Source organism: Pseudomonas solani (assembly GCF_026072635.1).
Lineage (GTDB): Bacteria > Pseudomonadota > Gammaproteobacteria > Pseudomonadales > Pseudomonadaceae > Metapseudomonas > Metapseudomonas solani.
Genome location: NZ_AP023081.1, coordinates 3,124,809 through 3,145,006 on the forward strand (window position 1 = coordinate 3,124,809; position 20,198 = coordinate 3,145,006).

General features: G+C 69.0%; 17 protein-coding genes. 2 read left to right on the plus strand and 15 right to left on the minus strand.

The window, feature by feature from the left end:
• The first annotated feature begins 70 nt into the window (after positions 1-70).
• On the plus strand, positions 71-1,570 hold the full coding sequence (locus PSm6_RS14175) for a CoA-acylating methylmalonate-semialdehyde dehydrogenase (RefSeq protein ID WP_043243761.1): 1,500 nt from the start codon (positions 71-73) through the stop codon (positions 1,568-1,570).
• 540 nt (positions 1,571-2,110) lie between these two features.
• On the opposite strand, the gene PSm6_RS14180 is transcribed toward PSm6_RS14175, so the two are convergent.
• The 4 genes from PSm6_RS14180 to PSm6_RS14195 all read right to left on the minus strand — a co-directional run bounded on the left by PSm6_RS14180 (position 2,111) and on the right by PSm6_RS14195 (position 9,009).
• Positions 2,111-2,644, minus strand: coding sequence for an REP-associated tyrosine transposase (locus PSm6_RS14180; protein ID WP_265170412.1), 534 nt, complete (start codon positions 2,642-2,644; stop codon positions 2,111-2,113).
• A 575-nt stretch (positions 2,645-3,219) separates the two neighbouring features.
• On the minus strand, positions 3,220-3,669 hold the full coding sequence (locus PSm6_RS14185) for a BRO-N domain-containing protein (protein WP_043243762.1): 450 nt from the start codon (positions 3,667-3,669) through the stop codon (positions 3,220-3,222).
• Between the two features lie 382 nt (positions 3,670-4,051).
• Positions 4,052-7,321, minus strand: a complete 3,270-nt coding sequence (locus tag PSm6_RS14190) for a carboxyl transferase domain-containing protein (protein WP_265170413.1) — start codon at positions 7,319-7,321, stop codon at positions 4,052-4,054.
• On the minus strand, positions 7,318-9,009 hold the full coding sequence (locus PSm6_RS14195; RefSeq protein ID WP_021216775.1) for an AMP-binding protein: 1,692 nt from the start codon (positions 9,007-9,009) through the stop codon (positions 7,318-7,320). Before PSm6_RS14195 ends, PSm6_RS14190 begins: the two co-directional genes overlap by 4 nt.
• A 219-nt stretch (positions 9,010-9,228) precedes the next feature.
• Between PSm6_RS14195 and PSm6_RS14200 the strand changes: the two genes are divergently transcribed.
• The gene (locus tag PSm6_RS14200) at positions 9,229-10,125 is read left to right on the plus strand and encodes a phosphatase PAP2 family protein (protein WP_021216774.1); all 897 of its coding nucleotides are present in this window, start codon (positions 9,229-9,231) and stop codon (positions 10,123-10,125) included.
• A 22-nt stretch (positions 10,126-10,147) separates the two neighbouring features.
• On the opposite strand, the gene PSm6_RS14205 is transcribed toward PSm6_RS14200, so the two are convergent.
• The 11 genes from PSm6_RS14205 to PSm6_RS14255 all read right to left on the minus strand — a co-directional run bounded on the left by PSm6_RS14205 (position 10,148) and on the right by PSm6_RS14255 (position 20,102).
• The gene (locus tag PSm6_RS14205) at positions 10,148-10,537 is read right to left on the minus strand and encodes a cupin domain-containing protein (RefSeq protein WP_052351351.1); all 390 of its coding nucleotides are present in this window, start codon (positions 10,535-10,537) and stop codon (positions 10,148-10,150) included.
• A 144-nt stretch (positions 10,538-10,681) separates the two neighbouring features.
• Entirely contained in the window at positions 10,682-12,049 is a 1,368-nt protein-coding gene (locus tag PSm6_RS14210) for an OprD family porin (RefSeq protein WP_043243765.1), read from the minus strand.
• Between the two features lie 28 nt (positions 12,050-12,077).
• Complete coding sequence (locus PSm6_RS14215; protein ID WP_043243766.1) at positions 12,078-12,866, minus strand: inositol monophosphatase family protein; 789 nt, start codon at positions 12,864-12,866, stop codon at positions 12,078-12,080.
• Positions 12,867-12,880: 14 nt separating this feature from the next.
• Positions 12,881-13,873 (minus strand): extracellular solute-binding protein, encoded by a 993-nt coding sequence (locus PSm6_RS14220; protein WP_052351352.1) that lies wholly within the window; start codon positions 13,871-13,873, stop codon positions 12,881-12,883.
• 19 nt (positions 13,874-13,892) lie between these two features.
• A complete protein-coding gene (locus PSm6_RS14225; RefSeq protein ID WP_043243767.1) occupies positions 13,893-15,524 on the minus strand; it encodes an ABC transporter permease in 1,632 nt (543 codons plus the stop codon).
• Positions 15,521-16,591, minus strand: coding sequence for an ABC transporter ATP-binding protein (locus PSm6_RS14230; protein ID WP_043243769.1), 1,071 nt, complete (start codon positions 16,589-16,591; stop codon positions 15,521-15,523). The genes PSm6_RS14225 and PSm6_RS14230 overlap by 4 nt, the downstream gene beginning before the upstream one ends.
• Positions 16,592-16,765: 174 nt before the next feature.
• Complete coding sequence (locus PSm6_RS14235) at positions 16,766-17,512, minus strand: AraC family transcriptional regulator (RefSeq protein ID WP_043243770.1); 747 nt, start codon at positions 17,510-17,512, stop codon at positions 16,766-16,768.
• Positions 17,513-17,683: 171 nt separating this feature from the next.
• Positions 17,684-18,571 carry a (2E,6E)-farnesyl diphosphate synthase gene (gene ispA / locus PSm6_RS14240; protein WP_021216766.1) on the minus strand — a complete coding sequence of 296 codons (888 nt, stop codon included), beginning with the start codon at positions 18,569-18,571 and terminating at the stop codon, positions 17,684-17,686.
• A complete protein-coding gene (locus PSm6_RS14245) occupies positions 18,568-18,810 on the minus strand; it encodes an exodeoxyribonuclease VII small subunit (protein ID WP_021216765.1) in 243 nt (80 codons plus the stop codon). The genes ispA and PSm6_RS14245 overlap by 4 nt, the downstream gene beginning before the upstream one ends.
• A gap of 157 nt (positions 18,811-18,967) precedes the next feature.
• Positions 18,968-19,726, minus strand: a complete 759-nt coding sequence (locus PSm6_RS14250) for a sulfite exporter TauE/SafE family protein (RefSeq protein WP_021216764.1) — start codon at positions 19,724-19,726, stop codon at positions 18,968-18,970.
• A 121-nt stretch (positions 19,727-19,847) separates the two neighbouring features.
• Complete coding sequence (locus tag PSm6_RS14255) at positions 19,848-20,102, minus strand: DUF2790 domain-containing protein (protein WP_021216763.1); 255 nt, start codon at positions 20,100-20,102, stop codon at positions 19,848-19,850.
• Between the last annotated feature and the right edge of the window lie 96 nt (positions 20,103-20,198).

Genomic DNA, 20,198 nt, shown 5'->3' on the forward strand with positions numbered 1-20,198 from the left:
AGAGGGCGGGTGCGCAGCCGCTGCCCGCGCCCCAGGACCACCCCGACAAAGCCCTACAAGAGAGATGACCATGAGCACCATCCAGCACCTGATCCACGGTGAGCTCGTTACCGGCGAAGGCCGCACGGCCGACGTGTTCAACCCGGCCACCGGCGAATCCACCCGCAAGGTCGCCCTGGCCAGCCGCGCCACCGTGCAACAGGCCATCGACTCGGCCAAGGCCGCTTTCCCGGCCTGGCGCAACACCCCGCCGGCCAAGCGCGCCCAGGTGATGTTCCGCTTCAAGCAGCTGCTGGAGCAGAACGAAGCGGAAATCTCCCGCCTGATCAGCGAAGAACACGGCAAGACCCTCGAAGACGCCGCCGGTGAGCTGAAGCGCGGCATCGAGAACGTCGAGTACGCCAGCGCCGCCCCGGAAATCCTCAAGGGCGAATACACCCGCAACGTCGGCCCGAACATCGACGCCTGGAGCGACTTCCAGCCGCTGGGCGTGGTCGCCGGCATCACCCCGTTCAACTTCCCCGCCATGGTGCCGCTGTGGATGTACCCGCTGGCCATCGCCTGCGGCAACTGCTTCATCCTCAAGCCCTCCGAGCGCGATCCGAGCTCCACCCTGCTCATCGCCGAACTGCTGCACCAGGCCGGCCTGCCCAAGGGCGTGCTCAACGTGGTGCACGGCGACAAGGAAGCCGTGGACGCCCTGATCGAAGCGCCGGAAGTGAAGGCCATCAGCTTCGTCGGCTCCACCCCCATCGCCGAATACATCTACGCCGAAGGCACCAAGCGCGGCAAACGCGTCCAGGCCCTGGGCGGCGCCAAGAACCACGCCGTGCTGATGCCCGACGCCGACCTCGACAACGCCGTCAGCGCGCTGATGGGCGCTGCCTATGGCTCCTGCGGCGAGCGCTGCATGGCCATCTCCGTGGCCGTGTGCGTGGGCGACCAGATCGCCGACGCGCTGGTGCAGAAGATCGTCCCGCAGATCAAGGGCCTGAAGATCGGCGCCGGCACCAACTGCGGCCTCGACATGGGCCCGCTGGTCACCGCCGCCGCCCGCGACAAGGTGGTCGGCTACATCGACGACGGCGTCGCCGCCGGTGCTGAGCTGGTAGTAGACGGCCGCGGCTACCGCGTTGCCGGTCATGAAGACGGCTACTTCGTCGGTGGCACCCTGTTCGACCGCGTGACCGCCGACATGCGCATCTACCAGGAAGAAATCTTCGGCCCGGTGCTGTGCATCGTCCGCGTCGGCAGCCTGGAAGAAGCCATGCAGCTGATCAACGACCACGAATACGGCAACGGCACCTGCATCTTCACCCGCGACGGCGAAGCCGCCCGCCTGTTCTGCGACGAAATCGAAGTGGGCATGGTCGGCGTCAACGTGCCGCTGCCGGTACCGGTCAGCTACCACAGCTTCGGCGGCTGGAAGCGCTCCCTGTTCGGCGACCTGCACGCCTACGGCCCGGACGGCGTACGCTTCTACACCCGCCGCAAGGCCATCACCCAGCGCTGGCCGCAACGCGCCAGCCACGAGGCCGCGCAGTTCGCGTTCCCGAGCAACAACTCCTGAGTGATCGGGTGAGATAAGAGAAAGGCCAGTCGAGAGACTGGCCTTTTTTGTTTCCCATTCGCTGCATTGGCTATGACTGAACAACCATGGGTTTCGCTTCGCTCTACGCCATCCTACGGAGGTGCTTCGGTGTCTCGGTGTCTTTGTAGGATGGGTAGAGCTCCGCGAAACCCATGCTGCCGGCCCGGCACCGGAGCCAGGTCTGTGCGTGGAATTGATGGGTTTCGCTTCGCTCTACGCCATCCTACGGAGGTGCTTCGGTGTCTCGGTGTCTTTGTAGGATGGGTAGAGCACCGCGAAACCCATGCTGCGGGCTCGGCACCGGGGCTAGATCTGTGCGTGGAATTGATGGGTTTCGCTTCGCTCTACGCCATCCTACGGAGGTGCTTCGGTGTCTCGGTGTCTTTGTAGGATGTGTAGAGCTCCGCGAAACCCATGCTGCCGGCCCGGCACCGGGGCCAGGTCTGTGCGTGGAATTGATGGATTTCGCTTCGCTCTACGCCATCCTACGAAGATGTATTGATGGTCGATCCTGTCGTTTCACCGCTCCCCCACGTTGCATTCCATTTCGTCTTCAGCGCCCGCCCAGTTTGCCGGCAGGATGCCCGCCTTCACGTATTGATGAAACGACGACCAAGGCCAATCGGCCACCCGCTCGACGTGCCCGTGCTTGCGTGGGTTGTGGTGGATGTAGTCCACATGGCGGGCGAAGTCTGCGTCGTCACGGATGCGGTGCTCCCAGAACCGCCGTTGCCAGATACCGCGTTCGCCCTTGTGCTTGCGGCTGTCGGAGCGCGGCTCGCCATAGGGCAGTGCCCGGGAGAAGCCACTCTTGATCAGACGCCAGCGCAGGGCGTAGTTGGCATCACCGGGTGGCAGTGTGCACAGCGCATGCAGGTGATCCGGGAGGATGACGATGGCGTCGATGCGCCATGGGTGGCGCTTCATGCCGGCGCGAAAGCTGGCCCGCAGCAGATCGATGTGATCGGTGAGCAGGCTGCTGCTGCGGTCGGCCAGGTTGAGGGTGAAGAACCAGGTAGCGCCTGGTGTGTGGTCGCGGCGGTAGTTGGTCATTGGCGGGCGTCCTTGCCTGAGGATGGACGTGCCCATCCTAAGAACGCCTTGCTCTCTCAGGGGCTGGTGGGCGTGACCGATTCGTCCTGAAACCTTGTGGCTGATGGGTTTCGCTTCGCTCTACGCCATCCTACGGAGGTGCCTAGGTGCCCCGGTGTCTTTGTAGGATGGGTAGAGCCCCGCGAAACCCACGCTGCGGGCCCGGCACCGGAGCCAGGTCTGTGCCCGGAATTGATGGGTTTCGCTCCGCTCTACGCCATCCTACGGAGGTGCCTAGGTGCCCCGGTGTCTTTGTAGGATGGGTAGAGCTCCGCGAAACCCATGCTGCCGGTCCGGCACCGGAGCCAGGTCTGTGCCCGGAATTGATGGGTTTCGCTTCGCTCTACGCCATCCTACGGAGGTGCCTAGGTGCCTAGGCGCCTCGGTGTCTTTGTAGGATGGGTAGAGCCCCGCGAAACCCATGCTGCGGGCCCGGCACCGGAGCCAGGTCTGTGCGTGGAATTGATGGGTTTGGCTTCGCTCTACGCCATCCTACGAAGGTGCCTCAACGCTGCCGAGGAATAGCCTGGTACTCGCTAGAGCCCCAGGTAACGCGGCACCTTCTCCCACTGCATCCACAACTCGCCCTGCCATTCCAGCAACAGCAGCCGTTCGCTCTGCCAGCCGATCCATACGCGGCGGGGGGCGTGGGTGTCGGCGTCTTGCTGGTCGCGCAGGGTAGGGATCACCTCGCGGGTGAGCCATTCATCCAGCTGTTGGCATTCGGGGTGGCCGAAGCGGATGAGCGCCTTGTAGAGGCCGGCTTCGTTCATCACGTCGATCGTCTCTTCGCTACCGCTGCGGCGATGCAGGCGGATGCGGCGGGTTTCGTGGGGCTTGAGGCGGCGGTGCAGGGCCTGTGGATGGTGCAGGCCCAGCAGGCGAGCGAAGTCGTAGGTGGAGAACCAGGGCTGGTTGTCGATCATCACACCGCGCAGGGGGCGGTCGTGGCGGAGGAAGGTGGTGGGGATGTAGGCGTCATGCATTTCTTTACCCATAACCATTGGCAAATGTCCGCCGCGCGCATTGCACGGCGAGTACTTGTGGTCACAGGTCGCCAAACCCGGTCGCGATATTGACCGCGACCGGGCGAACTTAGGGCGATGGTTGGGAGCGAACAAGGGGTTGCGGTGGGTTTGGGAAATTTCCGCGTGATGCTTGGACAGCCCCGTAGGATGGGTAGAGCACCGCGAAACCCATGCTGCCGGACCGGCATCGGAGCCAGGTCTGTGCTCGGAATTGATGGGTTTCGCTTCGCTCTACGCCATCCTACGAAGGTGCATTGGCGCCTTGGAGGATGGGCGGGCTACGTTCCGCGAGCTCCGCGAAACCCATCCTACCGGGGCTACGGAACGGTGAAACAACCGCTCACCAGGTATCCACGAACGGGCGCTTGCGGCCTTCCCGTGGGGTGGGTTTCGGCGCGGTGTTGAGGCCGCGCAGGAGCCAGGCGCGGGTTTCTTCCGGGTCGATGACGGCGTCGATCTCGAGGAAGCTGGCCATGTTGATCGCCTTGCCGTTCTGGTAGGCCTTGGCGACCATCTTGTCGAACAGCTTCTGCCGCTCTTCGAGGTTTTCCACCGCCGCGAGTTCCTTGGCGAAGCCCAGGCGCACGGCGCCTTCCAGGCCCATGGCGCCGAACTCGCCGCTGGGCCAGGCGATGGTGAACATCGAGGAGTGGAAGCTGCCGGCGGCCATGGCCTGGGCGCCCAGGCCGTAGCCCTTGCGCAACACCACGGTGAAGAAGGGCACCGAGAGGCTGGCGGCGGCGACGAACATGCGCGAGACGTGGCGCACCGTGGCGTGCTTCTCAGACTCCGGGCCGACCATGAAGCCGGGGGTGTCGCAGAGCGAGACCATGGGGATGTCGAAGGCATCGCACAGCTGCATGAAGCGCGCGGCCTTGTCGCCGGCCTGGGCGTCGATGGCGCCGCCCAGGTGCATGGGGTTGTTGGCCAGGAGGCCGAAGGGCTTGCCTTCGATGCGGATGAAGGCGGTGATCATCCCCGGGGCGAACTGGCGGCGCAGCTCCAGCACCGAGCCTTCGTCGGCCAGCTGGCCGATCACCGCGCGGATGTCGTAGGCGCGCAGGCGGTTCTCGGGGATCGCATGGCGCAGCTCGCGCTGGTCGGCGCACCGCCAATCGCTGACCGTGCCCTGGAAGTAGGAGAGGTAGCGCTTGGCGACGTCCACCGCTTCGGCTTCGTCCTCCACCAGCACGTCGATCACGCCGTTAGGGCCCTGCACCGAGGTGGGGCCGACCTCTTCGGCCTTGAAGCTGCCCAGGCCGCCGCCTTCGATCATCGCCGGGCCGGCCATGCCGATGCTGGCGTTGCGGGTGGCGATGATCACGTCGCAGCAGCCGAGCAGCGCGGCGTTGCCGGCGAAGCAGCGGCCGGAGACGACGCCCACCACCGGCACCAGGCCGGAGAGCCGCGCCATGGCAACGAAGGTGTGGCAATCCAGCCCGGCCACGCCGACGAAGTCGGTGTCCCCCGGCCGGCCGCCACCGCCTTCGGCGAACAGCACCAGCGGCACGCGCCACTGTTCGGCGAGGCCGAGCATGCGGTCGGTCTTCTTGTGGTTCATCACGCCCTGGGTGCCGGCGAACACGGTGTAGTCGTAGGAGATGGCCATGCAGCGCGCGGCCTCGTTGCCGAACTGCGCGGCGTTGACCGTACCGAGCCCGGCCACCAGGCCGTCGGCCGGGCTTTGCTGGATCAGCTCTTCCAGCGAACGGCGGCGGCGCTGGGCAGCCAGGGCCAGGGCGCCGTATTCGATGAAGCTGCCGGCGTCGAGCAGGTCGTCGAGGTTCTCGCGGGTGGTGCGCTGGCCGGTCTTGCGGCGGCGCGCCACGGCGTCGGGGCGGCGCTCGTCGCGGGTGATGGCGTGGCGTTCGAGCACCTCGGCGAGGTCGGCGCGGATGTGCGCCAGGTCGATGCTTTCTTCGCTGGCCACGGCATCGCCGCTCACCTCTGCCGGTTCCAGGTAGAGCAGCGCGGCGCCTTCGAACAGGGCGTCGCCGGGGGCCACCGGCAGGGCGCGGACGATGCCGCTGTGGCTGGCCTTGACCACGAACTCCATCTTCATCGCTTCCAGCACCGCCACGGCCTGGCCGACGGCGATGGCGTCGCCCTCGGCCACGTCCAGGCTCACCAGCACGCCCTGGCTGGGGGCGTTCAGGGCGATGCAGTCGGCCGGTACGTCGGCCACGGCGTTGTGCGCGGCCTGGCCGCTGGTGCCACTGACGAACAGGTGCGGGTGGGCGGCCTGTTGCGGGGCCAGCAACTCGGCAATGTGCTGCTCGATGAAGCGGGTGCTGACGCGGTTGTCCGCCAGCTCCGGGCGGCGCAGCAGGTTCTGCAGGAAATGGATGTTGCTCGCCACGCCCTCCAGGCGGAATTCGCAAAGGGCGCGGTAGGCGCGGCGCAGGGCGCTGGGGAAGTCCTCGCCCTGGACGATGACCTTGGCCAGCAGCGAGTCGTAGCTGGGGCTGGTGGCGTAGCCGGCGTACCCGTAGCCGTCGACGCGGATGCCGGCGCCGCTGGGCGGTTCGTAGGCGCTGATGACGCCGCCGGCCGGTCGCGCACTGCCGTCGGCCTGCATGGTTTCCAGGTTGACCCGCAGCTGCACGGCAAACCCCCGTGGCGCGGCGGGCTGTGCCAGGCCCAGCTCGGCGAGGCGGGCGCCGGCGGCGATGCGCAGCTGTGCCTGCACCAGGTCGACGCCGGTGACGGCCTCGGTGATGCAGTGCTCCACCTGGATGCGCGGGTTGGCCTCCATGAACACGAAGTCGCCGCGCGCGTCGTCGACGAGGAATTCGAAGGTGCCGATGCCACGGTAGGAAACCGCGCCGGCCAGGGTCAGGGCGGCGTCGAGGATGCGCTGGCGCAGCGCCGGGTCGAGCCCCGGTGCGGGGGCGATTTCGATGACTTTCTGGTTGCGCCGCTGCAGGCTGCAGTCGCGCTCCCACAGGTGGCTCACCGTTTCACCGTCGCCGACCACCTGCACCTCGATGTGCCGGGCCTGTTCGATCAGCCGCTCGACGTAGAGGGCGTCGCTGCCGAAGGCGCCGCGTGCTTCCGATTGGCAGCGGGCGTAGGCCTCTTCCAGCTCGGCCGCCTCGCGCACCGGGCGCATGCCGCGGCCACCGCCGCCGGCCAGGGCCTTGAGCATGATGGGGCCGCTGTCGAGGAAGGCGCGGGCCTCTTCCAGGCTGGTGGCGCGGTTGCTGCCGGCGGCCAGGGGTACGCCGCAGCGCTGTGCCAGTTCGCGGGCGCGGGCCTTGTCGCCGAAGGTGTCGAGGGCGTCGGCTGCCGGACCGATGAAGCGCACGCCGGCCCCTTCGCAGAGGCGGGCGAAGGCGGCGTTCTCGCTGAGGAAGCCGTAGCCCGGGTGCACGGCGTCGCAGCCGTTGGCCAGGGCGGCGTCGAGCAACTGCTGCATGTCGAGGTAGGCGGCCGCGCCACGGCCCTTGAGCGCCACGGCCTGGTCGGCCTTGCGCAGGTGCAGGGAGGCGGCGTCGTCCTCGGCGAACACCGCGACGCTGGGGATGCCCAGCTCGGCGGCGGCACGGGCGATGCGGATGGCGATCTCGCCACGGTTGGCGATCAGCAGGCGGGTGATGGCTCGGTTCACAGCAATGCTTCCAGTTCGTTCTTCTTGACCTTGCCGGTGGCGGTCATCGGCATGGAGTCGACCAGACGGATGTCCGGCACCTTGTAGATGGCCATGGAGGCCTTGCACCACTCGACCAGGCTGGCGCCGGTTTCGTCGCTGCCCGGCTTGAGCACGACGAAGGCGACGGGTTGCTGGCCGCGCTCCGGGTGCGGGCGGCCGAGCACGGCGCTGGCGAGGATGGCCGGGTGCTGGCCGAGCAGGGCTTCCAGCTCGCTGGGGAACACGCTCATGCCGTTGACCTTGAGCATTTCCTTGCGTCGGCCGAGGTAGCGGATGAAACCCTGCTCGCTGATCACGCCGAGATCGCCGGTGTGCAGCCAGCCGCCGCGCAAGGCTTCGGCGCTGGCCTCGGGGCGCTGCCAGTAGCCCTTGAGCAGGGAGGGCGAGCGCAGGCACAGCTCGCCTTCGCTGCCCAGGGGCAGCAGCTCGCCGGTGTCGAAATCGCAGACCTTGAACTCGGTGCCCGGCACCGGCAGGCCGACGAAGGTGGGCTGGGCGCGCAGGTCGAAGTCGTTGTCTTGCAGGCCGGCGGTGAAGGTGTCGCAGGTGTGGGTTTCGGTCATGCCGAAGCTGAATTCGAACAGGGTGCAGCCGGTGAGCTCGCGCCAGCGGCGGCGGTAGTCGAGGGTGAGCTTCTTGACGAAGGAGATGGCACCGACCTGGCGCAGGGAGGCGAAGTCGAATTCGCCCACGCGGGGGTGGTCCAGCACCTCGGCGGCGCTGTCCACCAGCAGGCCGCAGTGGCTGACGCGGTAGTGCTGCACGGCGGCCATGAAGGCCGGGGCGTCCCAGCGCGCCAGCAGCACCAGGGTGCAGCCGGCGAACACCGGGAACAGCAGGCCGGCGTTTTCCCCGGCGATCCAGAACTCGGGGAGGAAGTTGAGGGTGACGCTGTGCTCGTCCATGCCCAGCGCCGTGGGCACGAAGCTGGCGCAGGTGTAGAGCATGTCGCGGTGGCTGTGGATGCAACCCTTGGGCAGGCCGGTGGTGCCGCCGGTGTAGTTCAGTGCGGCGATGTCATCCAGCTGCGGGCGGTGCGCAGGCGTGGGCGCGGTGCAGGCGGCGAGGGCGGGGTAGAAGTCGATGAGGTCGTCGCCCGTGACCTTCGGGGCGAACAGCAGGTCCGGCGCCGGAATCGTCGGCGTGGCCGGGCGCAGCTCGCTGAGGCTGGTGGCGATCACCTGGCGCAGGGCGGTTTCGCCACGCACCTGGCGCACCACCGGCAGCAACTGGTCGAAGCACAGCAGCACCTCGGCGCCGCTGTCGTTGAGCTGGTAACTCAGCTCCAGGCCCTTGGACAGCGGGCTGACCGGGGCATGCACGGCGCCGCACTTGAGGATGCCCCAGAAGGCGATGTGCAGCTGCGGGCAGTTGGGCATGAACACCGCGACGCGGTCCCCCAGGCGCACGCCGAGTTCCACCAGCAGCGCGGCGCAGCGGTCGCTGAGGCGGTCCAGTTCCGCGTAGTCGAGGGTGTGGCCGTAGAAGTGCAGGGCGGTCTTGCCTGGCTGGCGTCGCGCCCATTCGCGCAGGTATTCGGTCAGCGGCCGTTCGCCGAGGGGGTACTGCGGCTCGCGCGGGGTGCCGGTGGGCCAGGCGTCGTGCTGGAGCTGGCGCAGGGTGGCCAGGTACTGGTCTTGGTTCATCGGGGCCTCGCGCTGGTCTTGTCGTTGTGTCGCGGGATGGCCTTCATCCTAGACAGTCGCGCCCGTTGCAGGACCGATGTTCGCCCTGACGAATACCCCTCTCTCAGGGTGGCTGATGGAGCTTGCGCGTGTCGTGAGGGCTTTTGTCCTGATCGGACCTTGCCGCCAGGCGCGGGCTGCAGTATCTGTGGCGACCTTCCCCTGCCCTCAAGGACGACCATGAACGAATTGCTGCACAGCCTGGACTGGGTGCTGCCCTTGCGCAGCGACGCGCTGACGCCGCTGATGCGCTTCTTCACCCTGCTGGGGTACGAGAAGTTCATCCTCTTCTTCCTGCCCCTGGGCTACTGGGCCTGGCACCGCACGGTGTTCTTCCGCCTGCTGGTGCTGGTGGCCATCACCGCACTGCTCAATGCCTGGCTCAAGGATTACTGGCAGGACCCGCGCCCGGACATCGCCCTGCGCATGGACCACGAGGTGGGCGAGAGCTTCGGCCTGCCCAGCGGGCACGCGCAGATCTCGGTGGTGATCTGGTTCTGGCTGGCCCTGGAGGTGCGCCGCCTGTGGTTCTGGCTGCTGGCCTGCACCCTGGTGACGGGCATCCTCTTCAGCCGCCTGTACCTGGGGGCCCACGATATCGAGGACCTGATCGGCGGCTCGCTGCTGGGGGCCGCGACCCTGGGCTGCTTCGCCCTGGCGCAGCGCTGGCAGGGTTGGCGCGAGATTCCGGCGCTGGTGCTGCTGATGCTGATCATCGCGGCCACCGCCCTGGCCTACTTCACCTGGCATGGCCAGCCGCCGAGCTACGTGCCGCTGCTGGCGGGGCTGATGATCGCGGTGCTGTACGGTTATCGCCACCTGGACTTCTCCATGGAGGTGGCGACCTGGCGGCGGGTGCTGGCGGCGACCATCGGCGCGCTGTCGTTCATTGGCCTGCAGTGGGGGCTCAAGCACATCGGCTTTGCCTTCTCCCTCGATGGCCAGGCCTGGCAGGCGTTCCGTGGCTTGGTGATGGGCGGCTTCGTCGCCGCACTGATGCCCTGGCTGCTGATTCGCCTTGGGCTGCTCAAGGCGCGCCGCGACGAGCCGGCCCTGGCGCTGGCCCAGCCCGTCTGAGGGGCGGGCCGGCAGCCCGGGGTCAGGCCGACTGGTTGGCCGGGGCGGGGTAGTGGGTGCTGCGCTCGGTGTGCTGCGGCACCACCGCCAGCACGGCGGCGTCGCGCCCCTGCAGGCGGTGCCAGAGGCCCCGGGGCACGACCAGGATGGAGCCGGCGCGGATCGTTTCCTGTAACAGGCCGATGGCGGCGAGCAGGGTGATGTCCAGCTCGCCTTCCAGCACCTGCAGCAGCTTGTCGCCGTCGGGGTGGCGCTCCCAGGGCATCTCGCCGCCGAGGCGGCCCAGGTGGATGGCGCCCGCGCCAGGGTGGAAGGGCGTCAACTGGGTGAGCGGCTGGAGCTGCGGCTCCAGGGCCATGATCCGGCCGTTGCGGATGCCGTCGAGTGCGCTGTGGATATCGATCGCCTTCATGGGTGCCTCCAGGCTGGTTGACCAAGGTCGGGCAGGGCCTGGACGACGTTAACAGCGGGGCGGGTAGGGCGTGGCTGAAGCTCGGGTAGGACCGCAGCGAACGGCCCCGGCGCGTGCGCACCGGGGCCCTGTTGCGCATGCGCCCTAGAACAACGCCAGGCTGTAGCTGAGGAAGACCCGGTTCTGGTCGACGTCGGTGCTCGCCTGGCTGCGCAGGCTGGCGTTGCGCCAGGTGATGCCCAGGCCCTTGGCCGGCCCGGCCTGCACCACGTAGGCCAGGGTGAAGTCCCGTTCCCACTCCTGCAAATGCCCGCGTTCGGAGCGGATGCCGCTGCCCTTGAGGTAGGCGAGGTTGCTGGTCAGCCCCGGCAGTCCCCAGGTGCCGAAGTCCACCCCGTACTGGGCCAGCCAGGTGCGTTCGCCGGCGCGGGCGAAGCTGTTCAGCTGGCGGTCGGTGATGAGGTAGACGTCGCTGCCGTTGCCCTGGTTGGGCTGGATGAAGTGGCTGTCGCCGGTCAGGCGCTGGTAGCCGGCGCCGAGGGTGTGGGCGCCGAGGCTCCAACTGAACAGGGCGCTCCAGGCGCGATTGTCCACCCGGCCGCGATGGGCGCCGCTCTCGCCGTTGCCGGGGCCGTAGTAGCCGGCGGCGGTGTAGCCCTCGGCGCGGCCGCTGCGGCTGGCGTTGCGGCCGGTGGCGCGGGTGTCGAAGTGGCGCAGGTCGGTCTTCAGCGTGCCCAGGGGCAGCGCCTGCTCGTGGTTGAGGCCGACGAAGTGCTGGCGATAGAAGTCCTCCAGCTGGCCCAGGTAGTACTGCACCTGCAGCTGCTGGCTGACCTGGTAGTCCAGGCCGAGGAAGTCGAAGGCGTCGCTGTAGCGGGCCGGTGCCGCGCTGACGGCGTTGCCGGGCTTGCGCGGGCTGTTGGCGCCGTTGATGGAAAGGTCGTCGCGGTGGCTCTGGGCGCGCCCCTTGGCCTGGCGCAGGCGGCCGGCCAGCAGGGTGAGGTCGTCGAAGTCGCGCACCGTCAGCTGGGCGCCTTCGAAGGTCTGCGGCAGCAGGCGCCCGTCGTTGGCCTTGATCACCGGCAGGCGCGGGATCAGGGTGCCGACCCGTGCCTCGCTGGCGCCGACCCGCAGCTTGGCGGTGAGCCCGAGGCTGCTGAATTCGTCGCGGGCGCGGCCGTTGTGCTCCAGGGGGAACAGCGCGCTGGGGGTGCGGGCCTGGTCGGCCTTGCCGGCGCGGCCACCGCCGTCCAGGCGAAGGCCGAGCAGGCCGATGGCGTCGAGGCCGACGCCGACCGTGCCCTCGGTGTAGCCGGATTGGTAGTCCAGGCGCAGGCCCTGGCCCCATTCCTCGGTCTGGCCGGCGTGGCCGTCGCGGTTGTCCTGGTTGAAGTAGAAGTTGCGCAGCGACAGGGTGGCGTGGCTGTCGTCGATGAAGCCGTCCGCCTCGGCCAGGCCCATGGCGAGGGCCAGTGACAGGGCGAGGGGGATGCGGGGATGGATGGCGATCATGGCGTGTCCTCCTTGTGATCGTGGCGGTTCAGGCCTGGTGCAGGCGCTCCAGGGCCTGGCGGTGCAACTGGGGATCGCCGGCGGCCAGCACGCTGCTGCCGGAGCCAAGGCCGAGCGGGCGGCCCTGCCAGTCGCTGATCACCCCGCCGGCGCCTTCGATGACCGGCACCAGGGCGCAGTAGTCCACCGGCGCCATGCCGCCGCCGTCGGCCACCAGGTCGATGCGCCCCCGGGCGAGGTTGGCGTAGGCGCTGCAGGCGGCGCCGTAGAGGCGCCAGCGTGTGGCGTCGCGCAGCCGGGCGAAGGCCGCCAGGTGCTCGGCCGGCAGGCTTTCCGGGTTGCTGCTGGCCAGCAGCGCGCGGGCCAGCTCGGTGCAGGGGCGGGTGCGCACTGGCTGGCCGTTGAGCCGGGTGGGCTGGCCTTCCGCGCCGACCCAGCGCAGGCCGGCGATGGGCAGGTCGACCACCCCCAGCACCGGGCGCCCGTCGCGGCACAGGGCGATCAACGTGCCGTACACCGGCACCCCGGCGATGAAAGCCTTGGTGCCGTCGATGGGGTCGAGCACCCAGCTGTATTCGGCGTTGCGCTGGTGGTCGGGGTACTCCTCGCCCACCACGCCGAACTCGGGCGTGTGGTGGGCGATGGCCTCTCGCAGTTCCTGCTCGATGGCGCGGTCGATGGCAGTGACGGGGCTGGCGTCGTCCTTGTCCTCGAAGGGCTGGCCGTCCTGCAGGGCGGTCTGCCAATGGGCCTGCAGGCGGGCGCGGGCGAGATCGGCGAGGTGTTCGGCGGTGGCGCGGTGGTGGCTGGCGGTCATGTCCGGCTCCGGTGTCAGAGGGCTTTGTCGAGGCCTTTCCAGGCGCTGAGGAAGGCGTCGCGGCCGGCGATGGCGGCCTGCTCGTCGGTGGGGAAGACGGCGATGTCCTTCAGCTCCGGCAGCTCGACGTGGGCGCTGACCTCGATGTCGCTGCGGCTCGGCCGGCGGTAGGCCTGCTCCAGCAGAGCGATCTGGGTTTCGCGGCTCAGCAGCAGGTCGTAGAGGCGTTTGCCGGCCTCGGAGTTGGGGCCATTCTTCACCAGCACCAGAGCCTCTTCGGTGACGAAGGTGCCGTCTGCCGGGTAGACCAGGCGGATCTCCCGCTGGCCCCCGGCGACATAGGCGTAGGCGTTGCCCTCGAAGGTCAGGCCGACGGTGTATTCGCCCTGGGCCACCTGGTTGAGCACGGCGCTGGAGTTGCGCGAGACCACCAGATTGGCGGCCAGGCGGCGGAAGTCGTCCTCGCCCAGCAGCTGGCGCAGGCCCCAGAGCGCGGTATAGGCAGTGGAGGTGGCGGTGGGGTCGCCGACGATGATCCGCCCCTTCCAGGCCGGGTCCAGCAGGTCGCGCCACTGGGTGGGCTCCTTGAGCCCGCCGAGCTGCTTGCGGTTCACCATCATCACCACCACCTGGATGTTGGCGGTGCTCCACAGCTGCTGCGGGTGCTGCTGTGCCTCGGGGATGGCCTGGGCCTGGGGCGAGCGGTAGGGCGCGTAGAGCGCGGTGAAGGCGCCCAGGGTGTTGGGCTGGGAACTCCAGAACACGTCGGCCCGAGCCGCCTGGCCCTCGGCCTCGATGCGCTTGAGCAGGGCGGCGCTGGAGCCGTTGACCACGCCGATCTTCAGGCCCGGGTCGAGGCGCTGGCCGCTGTCCAGCAGGGCCTGCACCGCCGAGTCGTTGTTGGTGGTGTAGAGCACCGCCTGCTCGCGGGCGAGGGCGGGTTGCAGCAGGTTGAGGGCGAGGGCGGCCAGCAGGGCGGGCAGCCGGTGCTTCCAGGTGGCGTTCATGGCGACTCCTTGGTGCGGTTCAGAAGACCTTGATGCGGAATACCCGGGTGGCGATGACCACCGGGACCAGGGTGAGCAGGACCAGCACCAGCCCGTAGGCCGCCGCCTGGCCCTGGAGGCCGGTTTCCACCAGGCGGAAGACCTGGATGGTGATGGTCTCGCGGCCGGCCGAGTACACCACCAGCGAGGCGCTCAGCTCGGCGACGATGGTGGTCCAGGTGAGCACCGCCGCGGCGGCGACGGCGGGCGCCATCAGCGGCAGCACCACCTTGAAGAAGGAGCGCAGCGGCGGCACGCCGAGGCTGATGGAGGCCTCCTCGATGGAGTCGGGGATGTTGTAGAGGGTGGCCGAGGCGCTGCGCACGCCGAAGGGGAAACGGCGGATGACGAAGGCCACGACTATGATCGCCGCCGTGCCGCTGAGGGCCAGCGGGCCGCTGTTGAAGGTCATCACCAGGCCGATGCCGAGCACCGTGCCGGACATGGCCAGGGGCAGCATGGCGAGGTAGTCGATGGCTGGGGTGAGCAGGTTCTTCTTCTTGATCACCAGGTAGCTGATGACCACGCTGAGCAGGATGCCCACCAGGGTTGCCAGGGCGCCGTAGGCCAGGGTGTTGAGGATGGGTTCCGGGCTGCGCAGCAGGACCCGCTCCAGGTTCTCCAGGGAGAACTGGCCCCAGTGCATCACCGGCCCCCGCGAGCGGGTGAAGGCGCTGGCCAGCACCGTCAGCAGCGGCAGCGAGGAAAGCAGGATGAACAGCGCCGTGGCCGCGCCCAGCAGCGCCCCGCGTACCCCACGCAGGCGCTGGGCCGGGGCGCTGCGGCCCTGGACGATCTCGTAGCGCTTGCGCCCCACCAGCCAGCGCTGGAGGAACAGCACCCCGGCGACGATGGCGATGGACAGGGTGGCCAGGGCGCTCTGCAGGCCGGCGTTGGTGCCCATCTCGGAGACGAAGCTCAGGTAGGTGAGCACCGAGAGCAGCTGCACCTTGCCGCCCAGCAGGGTGGCGATGGCGAAGTTGCCCACCACCAGGGTGTACACCAGCAGCCCGGAGGCCAGCACGGCGGGCAGCACCACCGGCAGCATCACCTGCAGGCGCGCCTTGGCCGGCGGCACGCCGAGGCTCTGGGCGGCCTCTTCCAGCTGGGCGTCGAAGCCGCGGATGGCAGCCAGGGTGCCGAGGTAGATGTAGGTGTAGTAGACCAGGCTCATCACCAGCACCAGGCCGGGCCAGCCGTAGAAGCTGGGCAGGGCGAGGCCGAGGTGGTCCTCCAGGGCGCGGGTGAGCAGGCCGTTGTTGCCGAGGATCATCAGCCAGGTCTGGCTGACGATCACCTCCGGGACCACCAGGGTGCACACCGGCAGCACCGCCACCAGGGCCTTGCCGGGGAAGTCGAAGCGCGCGGTGACGTAGGCCAGGGAGACCCCGAGCACGCTGGCGCAGCCGGTCACCAGGGCGCCCAGCAGCAGGGTGTTGCCGAGGGCGCGCAGGTAGCGCGGGTCGTCCAGCAGCTGGGCCCAGCCGCTGCCGTCGGCACCGGCCACGCTGCCGTGCAGCAGGTTGGCCAGGGGCCAGAGCAGGAACACCAGCAGCAGCCCCAGGGCGAACAGGGCGAGGAGCAGCCAGGGGGAAGGCAGGCGCCGGTTCATCGGGCCACCACCCGGAGCTGTGCGGGGTCGAACTCCAGGCTCACCGGCTGGCCTTCGTGGAAGCCGTCGCCGTCGGTGCCGAAGCGGTCGACGTTGAGCTGCTGGGCGTCGGCCAGTTCGATGCGGTAGCTGGTGCGGTTGCCCAGGTACTGCTTGCGCCGCACCTGGCCGGCCAGGCAGTTGCCGGCGCCCTGGCCGATGGGGTGCAGGCGGATGCTCTCCGGCCGCGCCACCAGGTGCACGTCTGGCAGTGGCAGCGCGGCCTCGGCACGGGCCTGCAGGGGCTGGCCGGCCACCAGCACGCGGATGCCGGCGTCGCCGGCCTGCTCCAGCACCCGCGCGGCCAGCAGGTTGGCCGAGCCGATGAAGTCGGCGGCGTAGGTGCTGGCGGGGGACTGGTAGATGGCCTGGGGGCTGCCCAGTTGCTCGATGCGACCCTTGCGCATCAGGGCGATGCAGTCGGAGAGGGCCAGGGCCTCTTCCTGGTCGTGGGTGACGAAGACGGTGGTGATGCCGATCTCCCGCTGCAGGTCGGCGATGGCGGCGCGGATCTGTAAGCGCAACTGGGCGTCGAGGTTGGACAGCGGCTCGTCCATCAGCAGCACCTCGGGCTCGATGGCCAGGGCGCGGGCCAGGGCCACCCGCTGCCGCTGGCCGCCGGAGAGGGCGGCGGGGTGGCGCTCGGCGAAGCCGCTCATGCCGACCCGCTCCAGGTATTCGCCCACCTTGCGGCGCAGGGTCGCCGCGTCGGTCCGGCGGGCGCGCAGGCCGTAGGCGACGTTGTCGAACACGGTCTTGTCGGGGAACAGGGCGTAGTCCTGGAAGACCATGCCGATGCCGCGGCGGTGGGCGGGGACCTGGGTCATGTCGACATCGCCGAAGGCCAGGCGCCCGCCGCTGGGGCGGATGAAGCCGGCGATCACCCGCAGCAGGGTGGTCTTGCCGCAGCCGCTGGGGCCGAGCAGGGTGAAGAAGCTGCCGTCGGGGATGTGCAGGTCGAGGCCGTCGATGACCCTGATCCCGCTGCCGTAGCTGACTTCCAGCTGGCTGATGCTGATGGATGACATCGCATTCTCCGTTCGCGTGTTTGTTCTTGTTGGCGCGGGGGCGGTGCCTGGGCGGGCCGCCCCGGGGCGTCGTTGCACCCCGTGGATGGGCCTACTGTGAACGGGGCGCGGGCCGGTGGCTTGATCGATTCGCCCGGTTGCGGTGCGCGGTTCGGCACAGCCGGCCGCCCGCCCTCAGGCGCGGCAGCGGTCGCGGTACTGGCTCGGGGAAAGCCCGGTAAGGGCCTTGAACTGGCGGCTGAAGGCGCTGTGGTCGGCATAGCCGCAGCGGTAGGCGATCTCGGTGATGGGCAACTCGCCGGCCAGTAGCTGGGTGGCGGCGCCCAGGCGCGCCTTGTGGATCATTTGCCGGGGGCTGAGCTGGAAGATGCGCTTGCACAGCCGGCCGAGCTGGGAGGCGGAGAGCCCGGCGATGGCGGTGAGTTCATCGAGGCTGATGGGCTCGGCGAAGTGCTCGCGGATGTGGGCGTCCACCGCTGCCAGGCGTTGGAAGGCGGGGTGGCTGGACTGTGGCGCCTGCAGGTCGTAGGAGATACCGGCCACGCCGATGACCCGCTGCGCCGGGTCGCGCAGGGCCAGCTTGTGGGTCAGGCACCAGCCGGGCTTGCGGCCGGGGTAGAGGTGCAGCTCCAGCTGGTCGCTGAGCTGGTCGCCGGCCTCCAGCACCTGGCGGTCCTGCTCGGTGTAGAGGTGGCCGAAGCGGCGAGGGAACACGTCTTCGGCGGTGCGCCCCAGCAGCGGTGCCTTGTCCTTGAAGCCGCAACGCTGGGCGAGGGTCTGGTTGACCAGCACGTAGCGGGCGTCCAGGTCCTTGACGAAGAACACCACGTCCGGCATCGCGTCCAGCAGCGGTGCGACCTGTTCCAGGCTGCGCAGCAGGGCGGGGAGATCCGGGGTGATGGGGAGCTGATCGAGCTGCATCGTTCACGCCGAAGAGTCGTTGGCCATGGGCTTCGGACGCTGAACCTAGCCTGGGCCCTTCTGCGGGCACCAGATGAGGAGCGCCCCCGGAAGGGCGCGCTTTTGCGTATTCGATGGACGGAAGGTGACGGGTTGGCGTGGCGGTATTTCCCGCCGGGCGTGGAACGCGGGTCAGCTGCGCCGTTCGACGATGTAGCGGGCCAGGTCGCGCAGCGGTTCGGCGGCCTCGCTGAAGGGGCGCAGGGTGTGCAGGGCCATGTCGCGCAGTTCCAGGGCGTAGGCCTTGGCGTCGTCGAGGCCGAGCAGGGCGGGGTAGGTGGGCTTGTCGCTGGCCTGGTCCTTGCCCTGGGTCTTGCCGAGGGTGACGGTGTCGCTCTCGACGTCGAGGATGTCGTCCTGCACCTGGAAGGCCAGGCCGATGGCCTGGGCATAGGCCTGCAAGGACTTCATCGATGAATCGTCGGCATTGCCACTGGCCAGGGCGCCAAGGCGCACACTGGCTTCGATCAGGGCGCCGGTCTTGTGCCGGTGCATCACTTCCAGGGCCTTCTGGTCGAGCCGCAGGCCCACCGAGCCGAGGTCGATGGCCTGGCCGCCGACCATGCCGGCGGGGCCGGCGGCACGGGCCAGGGTGCCGACCATGGCCAGGCGCGCATCGCTGTTCTGCGGGTTGAGGCGACGGTCCGCCAGCACTTCGAAGGCCAGGGTCTGCAGGCCGTCGCCGGCGAGGATGGCGCAGGCTTCGTCGAAGGCCTTGTGGGTGGTGGGCTTGCCCCGGCGCAGGTCGTCGTCGTCCATGGCCGGCAGGTCGTCGTGGACCAGGGAATAGGCGTGGATCAGCTCCACCGCACAGGCGGCGCCGTCGGCACGGTCGAGATCGCCACCCAGGGCTTCGCAGGCCGCATACACCAGCAGCGGGCGCACGCGCTTGCCGCCATTGGTGACGCTGTAGCGCATGGCCTCGTACAGGCGTTGCAGTTCAGGGCGGGGGGCGTCGAACAGGGTTTCCAGGGCGGCGTCGACGCGCGCCTGGCAGCGGGACTGGTAGGCCGCGATCATGCCTGCTCGTCCGCGTCGAAGGGGGCCTCTTCCAGCTCGCCGTCGCGCTCCAGGAGGATCTGCACCTTCTGCTCGGCCTGGCTCAGCGCACCCTGGCATTCGCGGGTCAGGCGGATGCCCTGTTCGAAGGCGCCGAGCGAGTCTTCCAGCGACAGCTCGCCGCTTTCCAGGCGCTCGACCAACGCTTGCAGGTCGGCGAGGGACTGTTCGAAATCGGGGGTGGCTTTCTTGCGGGCCATGGCGGGCATCTCAGGGCAGTTCGGAACGGGCGGACACTAGCAGAGCCGCGCCCTTGCGGGCAAATGAACGGGAGGGTTTTCAGGGCTTTTCCGTCGCTCCGGCAGGAGGCGGAACCCTCTTCGTTGAGCGTGGAAAACACGCCTGTGAGGATGAACCCTACGCCGTAATGAAGTAGTAAGCCGTCATTCCCGCCCCCACGGCGATCACCAGCCAGCGCAACCAGCGACTCGGCAGGCGCCTGGCCAGCGCGCCGCCGGCGTAGCCGCCGCAGCTGGCGGCGCCGAGCAGCACCGCCAGCTCCGCCCAGCTGACTCGCCCCGCTGCCACGAAGGTGACCACGGCGACGCTGTAGATGGTGCTGGAGAGCAGGTTCTTCAGCGCATTGGCGCGCAGCAGCGGGTGCCCTTCGATGGAGAAGGCCGCCAACTGCAGGATGCCCATGCCCGCGCCGAAGTAGCCGCCATAGACCGCCACCAGCGCATGGGCGATGCCGCCCGCGACGCCGTGGCGGGGCAGGGCGCCGGCTTCGCGCTGGCGGTTGACCAGCCGGCTCAGCCAGGGGCTGGCGGCGAACAGCAGGGTGGCGGCCAGCAGCAGCCAGGGAATCAGCCGGCGGAACACCTCGTCGCCCCCGGCCAGCAGCAACAGGCCGCCGCCCAGGCCACCCAGCAGGGAGATCGCCACCAGCGGCAGCAGCCAGCGGCCCAGCGGGCGCAGCTGGTCACGTGCCGCCCAACTCGCGGCGAGGCTGGCGGGCCACAGGGCCACGGCATTGGTGGCGTTGGCGGTCACCGGCGGCAGGCCGGCAGCCAGCAGGGCAGGGAAGGAAAAGAAGGTGCCACCGCCCGCGAGGGCGTTCATGCCGCCGGCAGCGAAGCCGGCGAGCAGCAGCAAGAGGATATCGGCGAGGGTCATGGCAACGGCGCAAAAGGGCGGAGCTTACGCAGCGGGCGCCGTCGAGGCAAAGGCGGGGGCCGTCATGCGCCGGCCGGCCCCGGGCCGCTCGCCCTTGGGGCGAGGCGTATCGCGCGTGGGCTCAGCTGTTGAAGCAGGCGTCGGATTGCTTGGTGTAGCTCACGGCATGGGTCGTGCCCTGGGAGTCGACGTAGGTCATCGTCGCCTCCACCAGTTCGCAGGTGAGCGGGTGGGGCTCGTCGATGGACACGACCCTGGCCACGTCCAGGTGCATGCCATAGACGAAGGGTTCGACCTGGGTCGACTCGCTGGCGTGGGCGCCGCTGGCGATGGTCACGAACAGCAGCGCCGTGGCGCCGCAGGCAAGGGCTTTCATGGTGTTTTCCTCTTCGGGCGGTTCATGGCCACCATGAGAAACCATGGCACGCCGGGGAAAAAGCGAGGTGCCGAAGAAGGGCTTTTTCGGATGGCG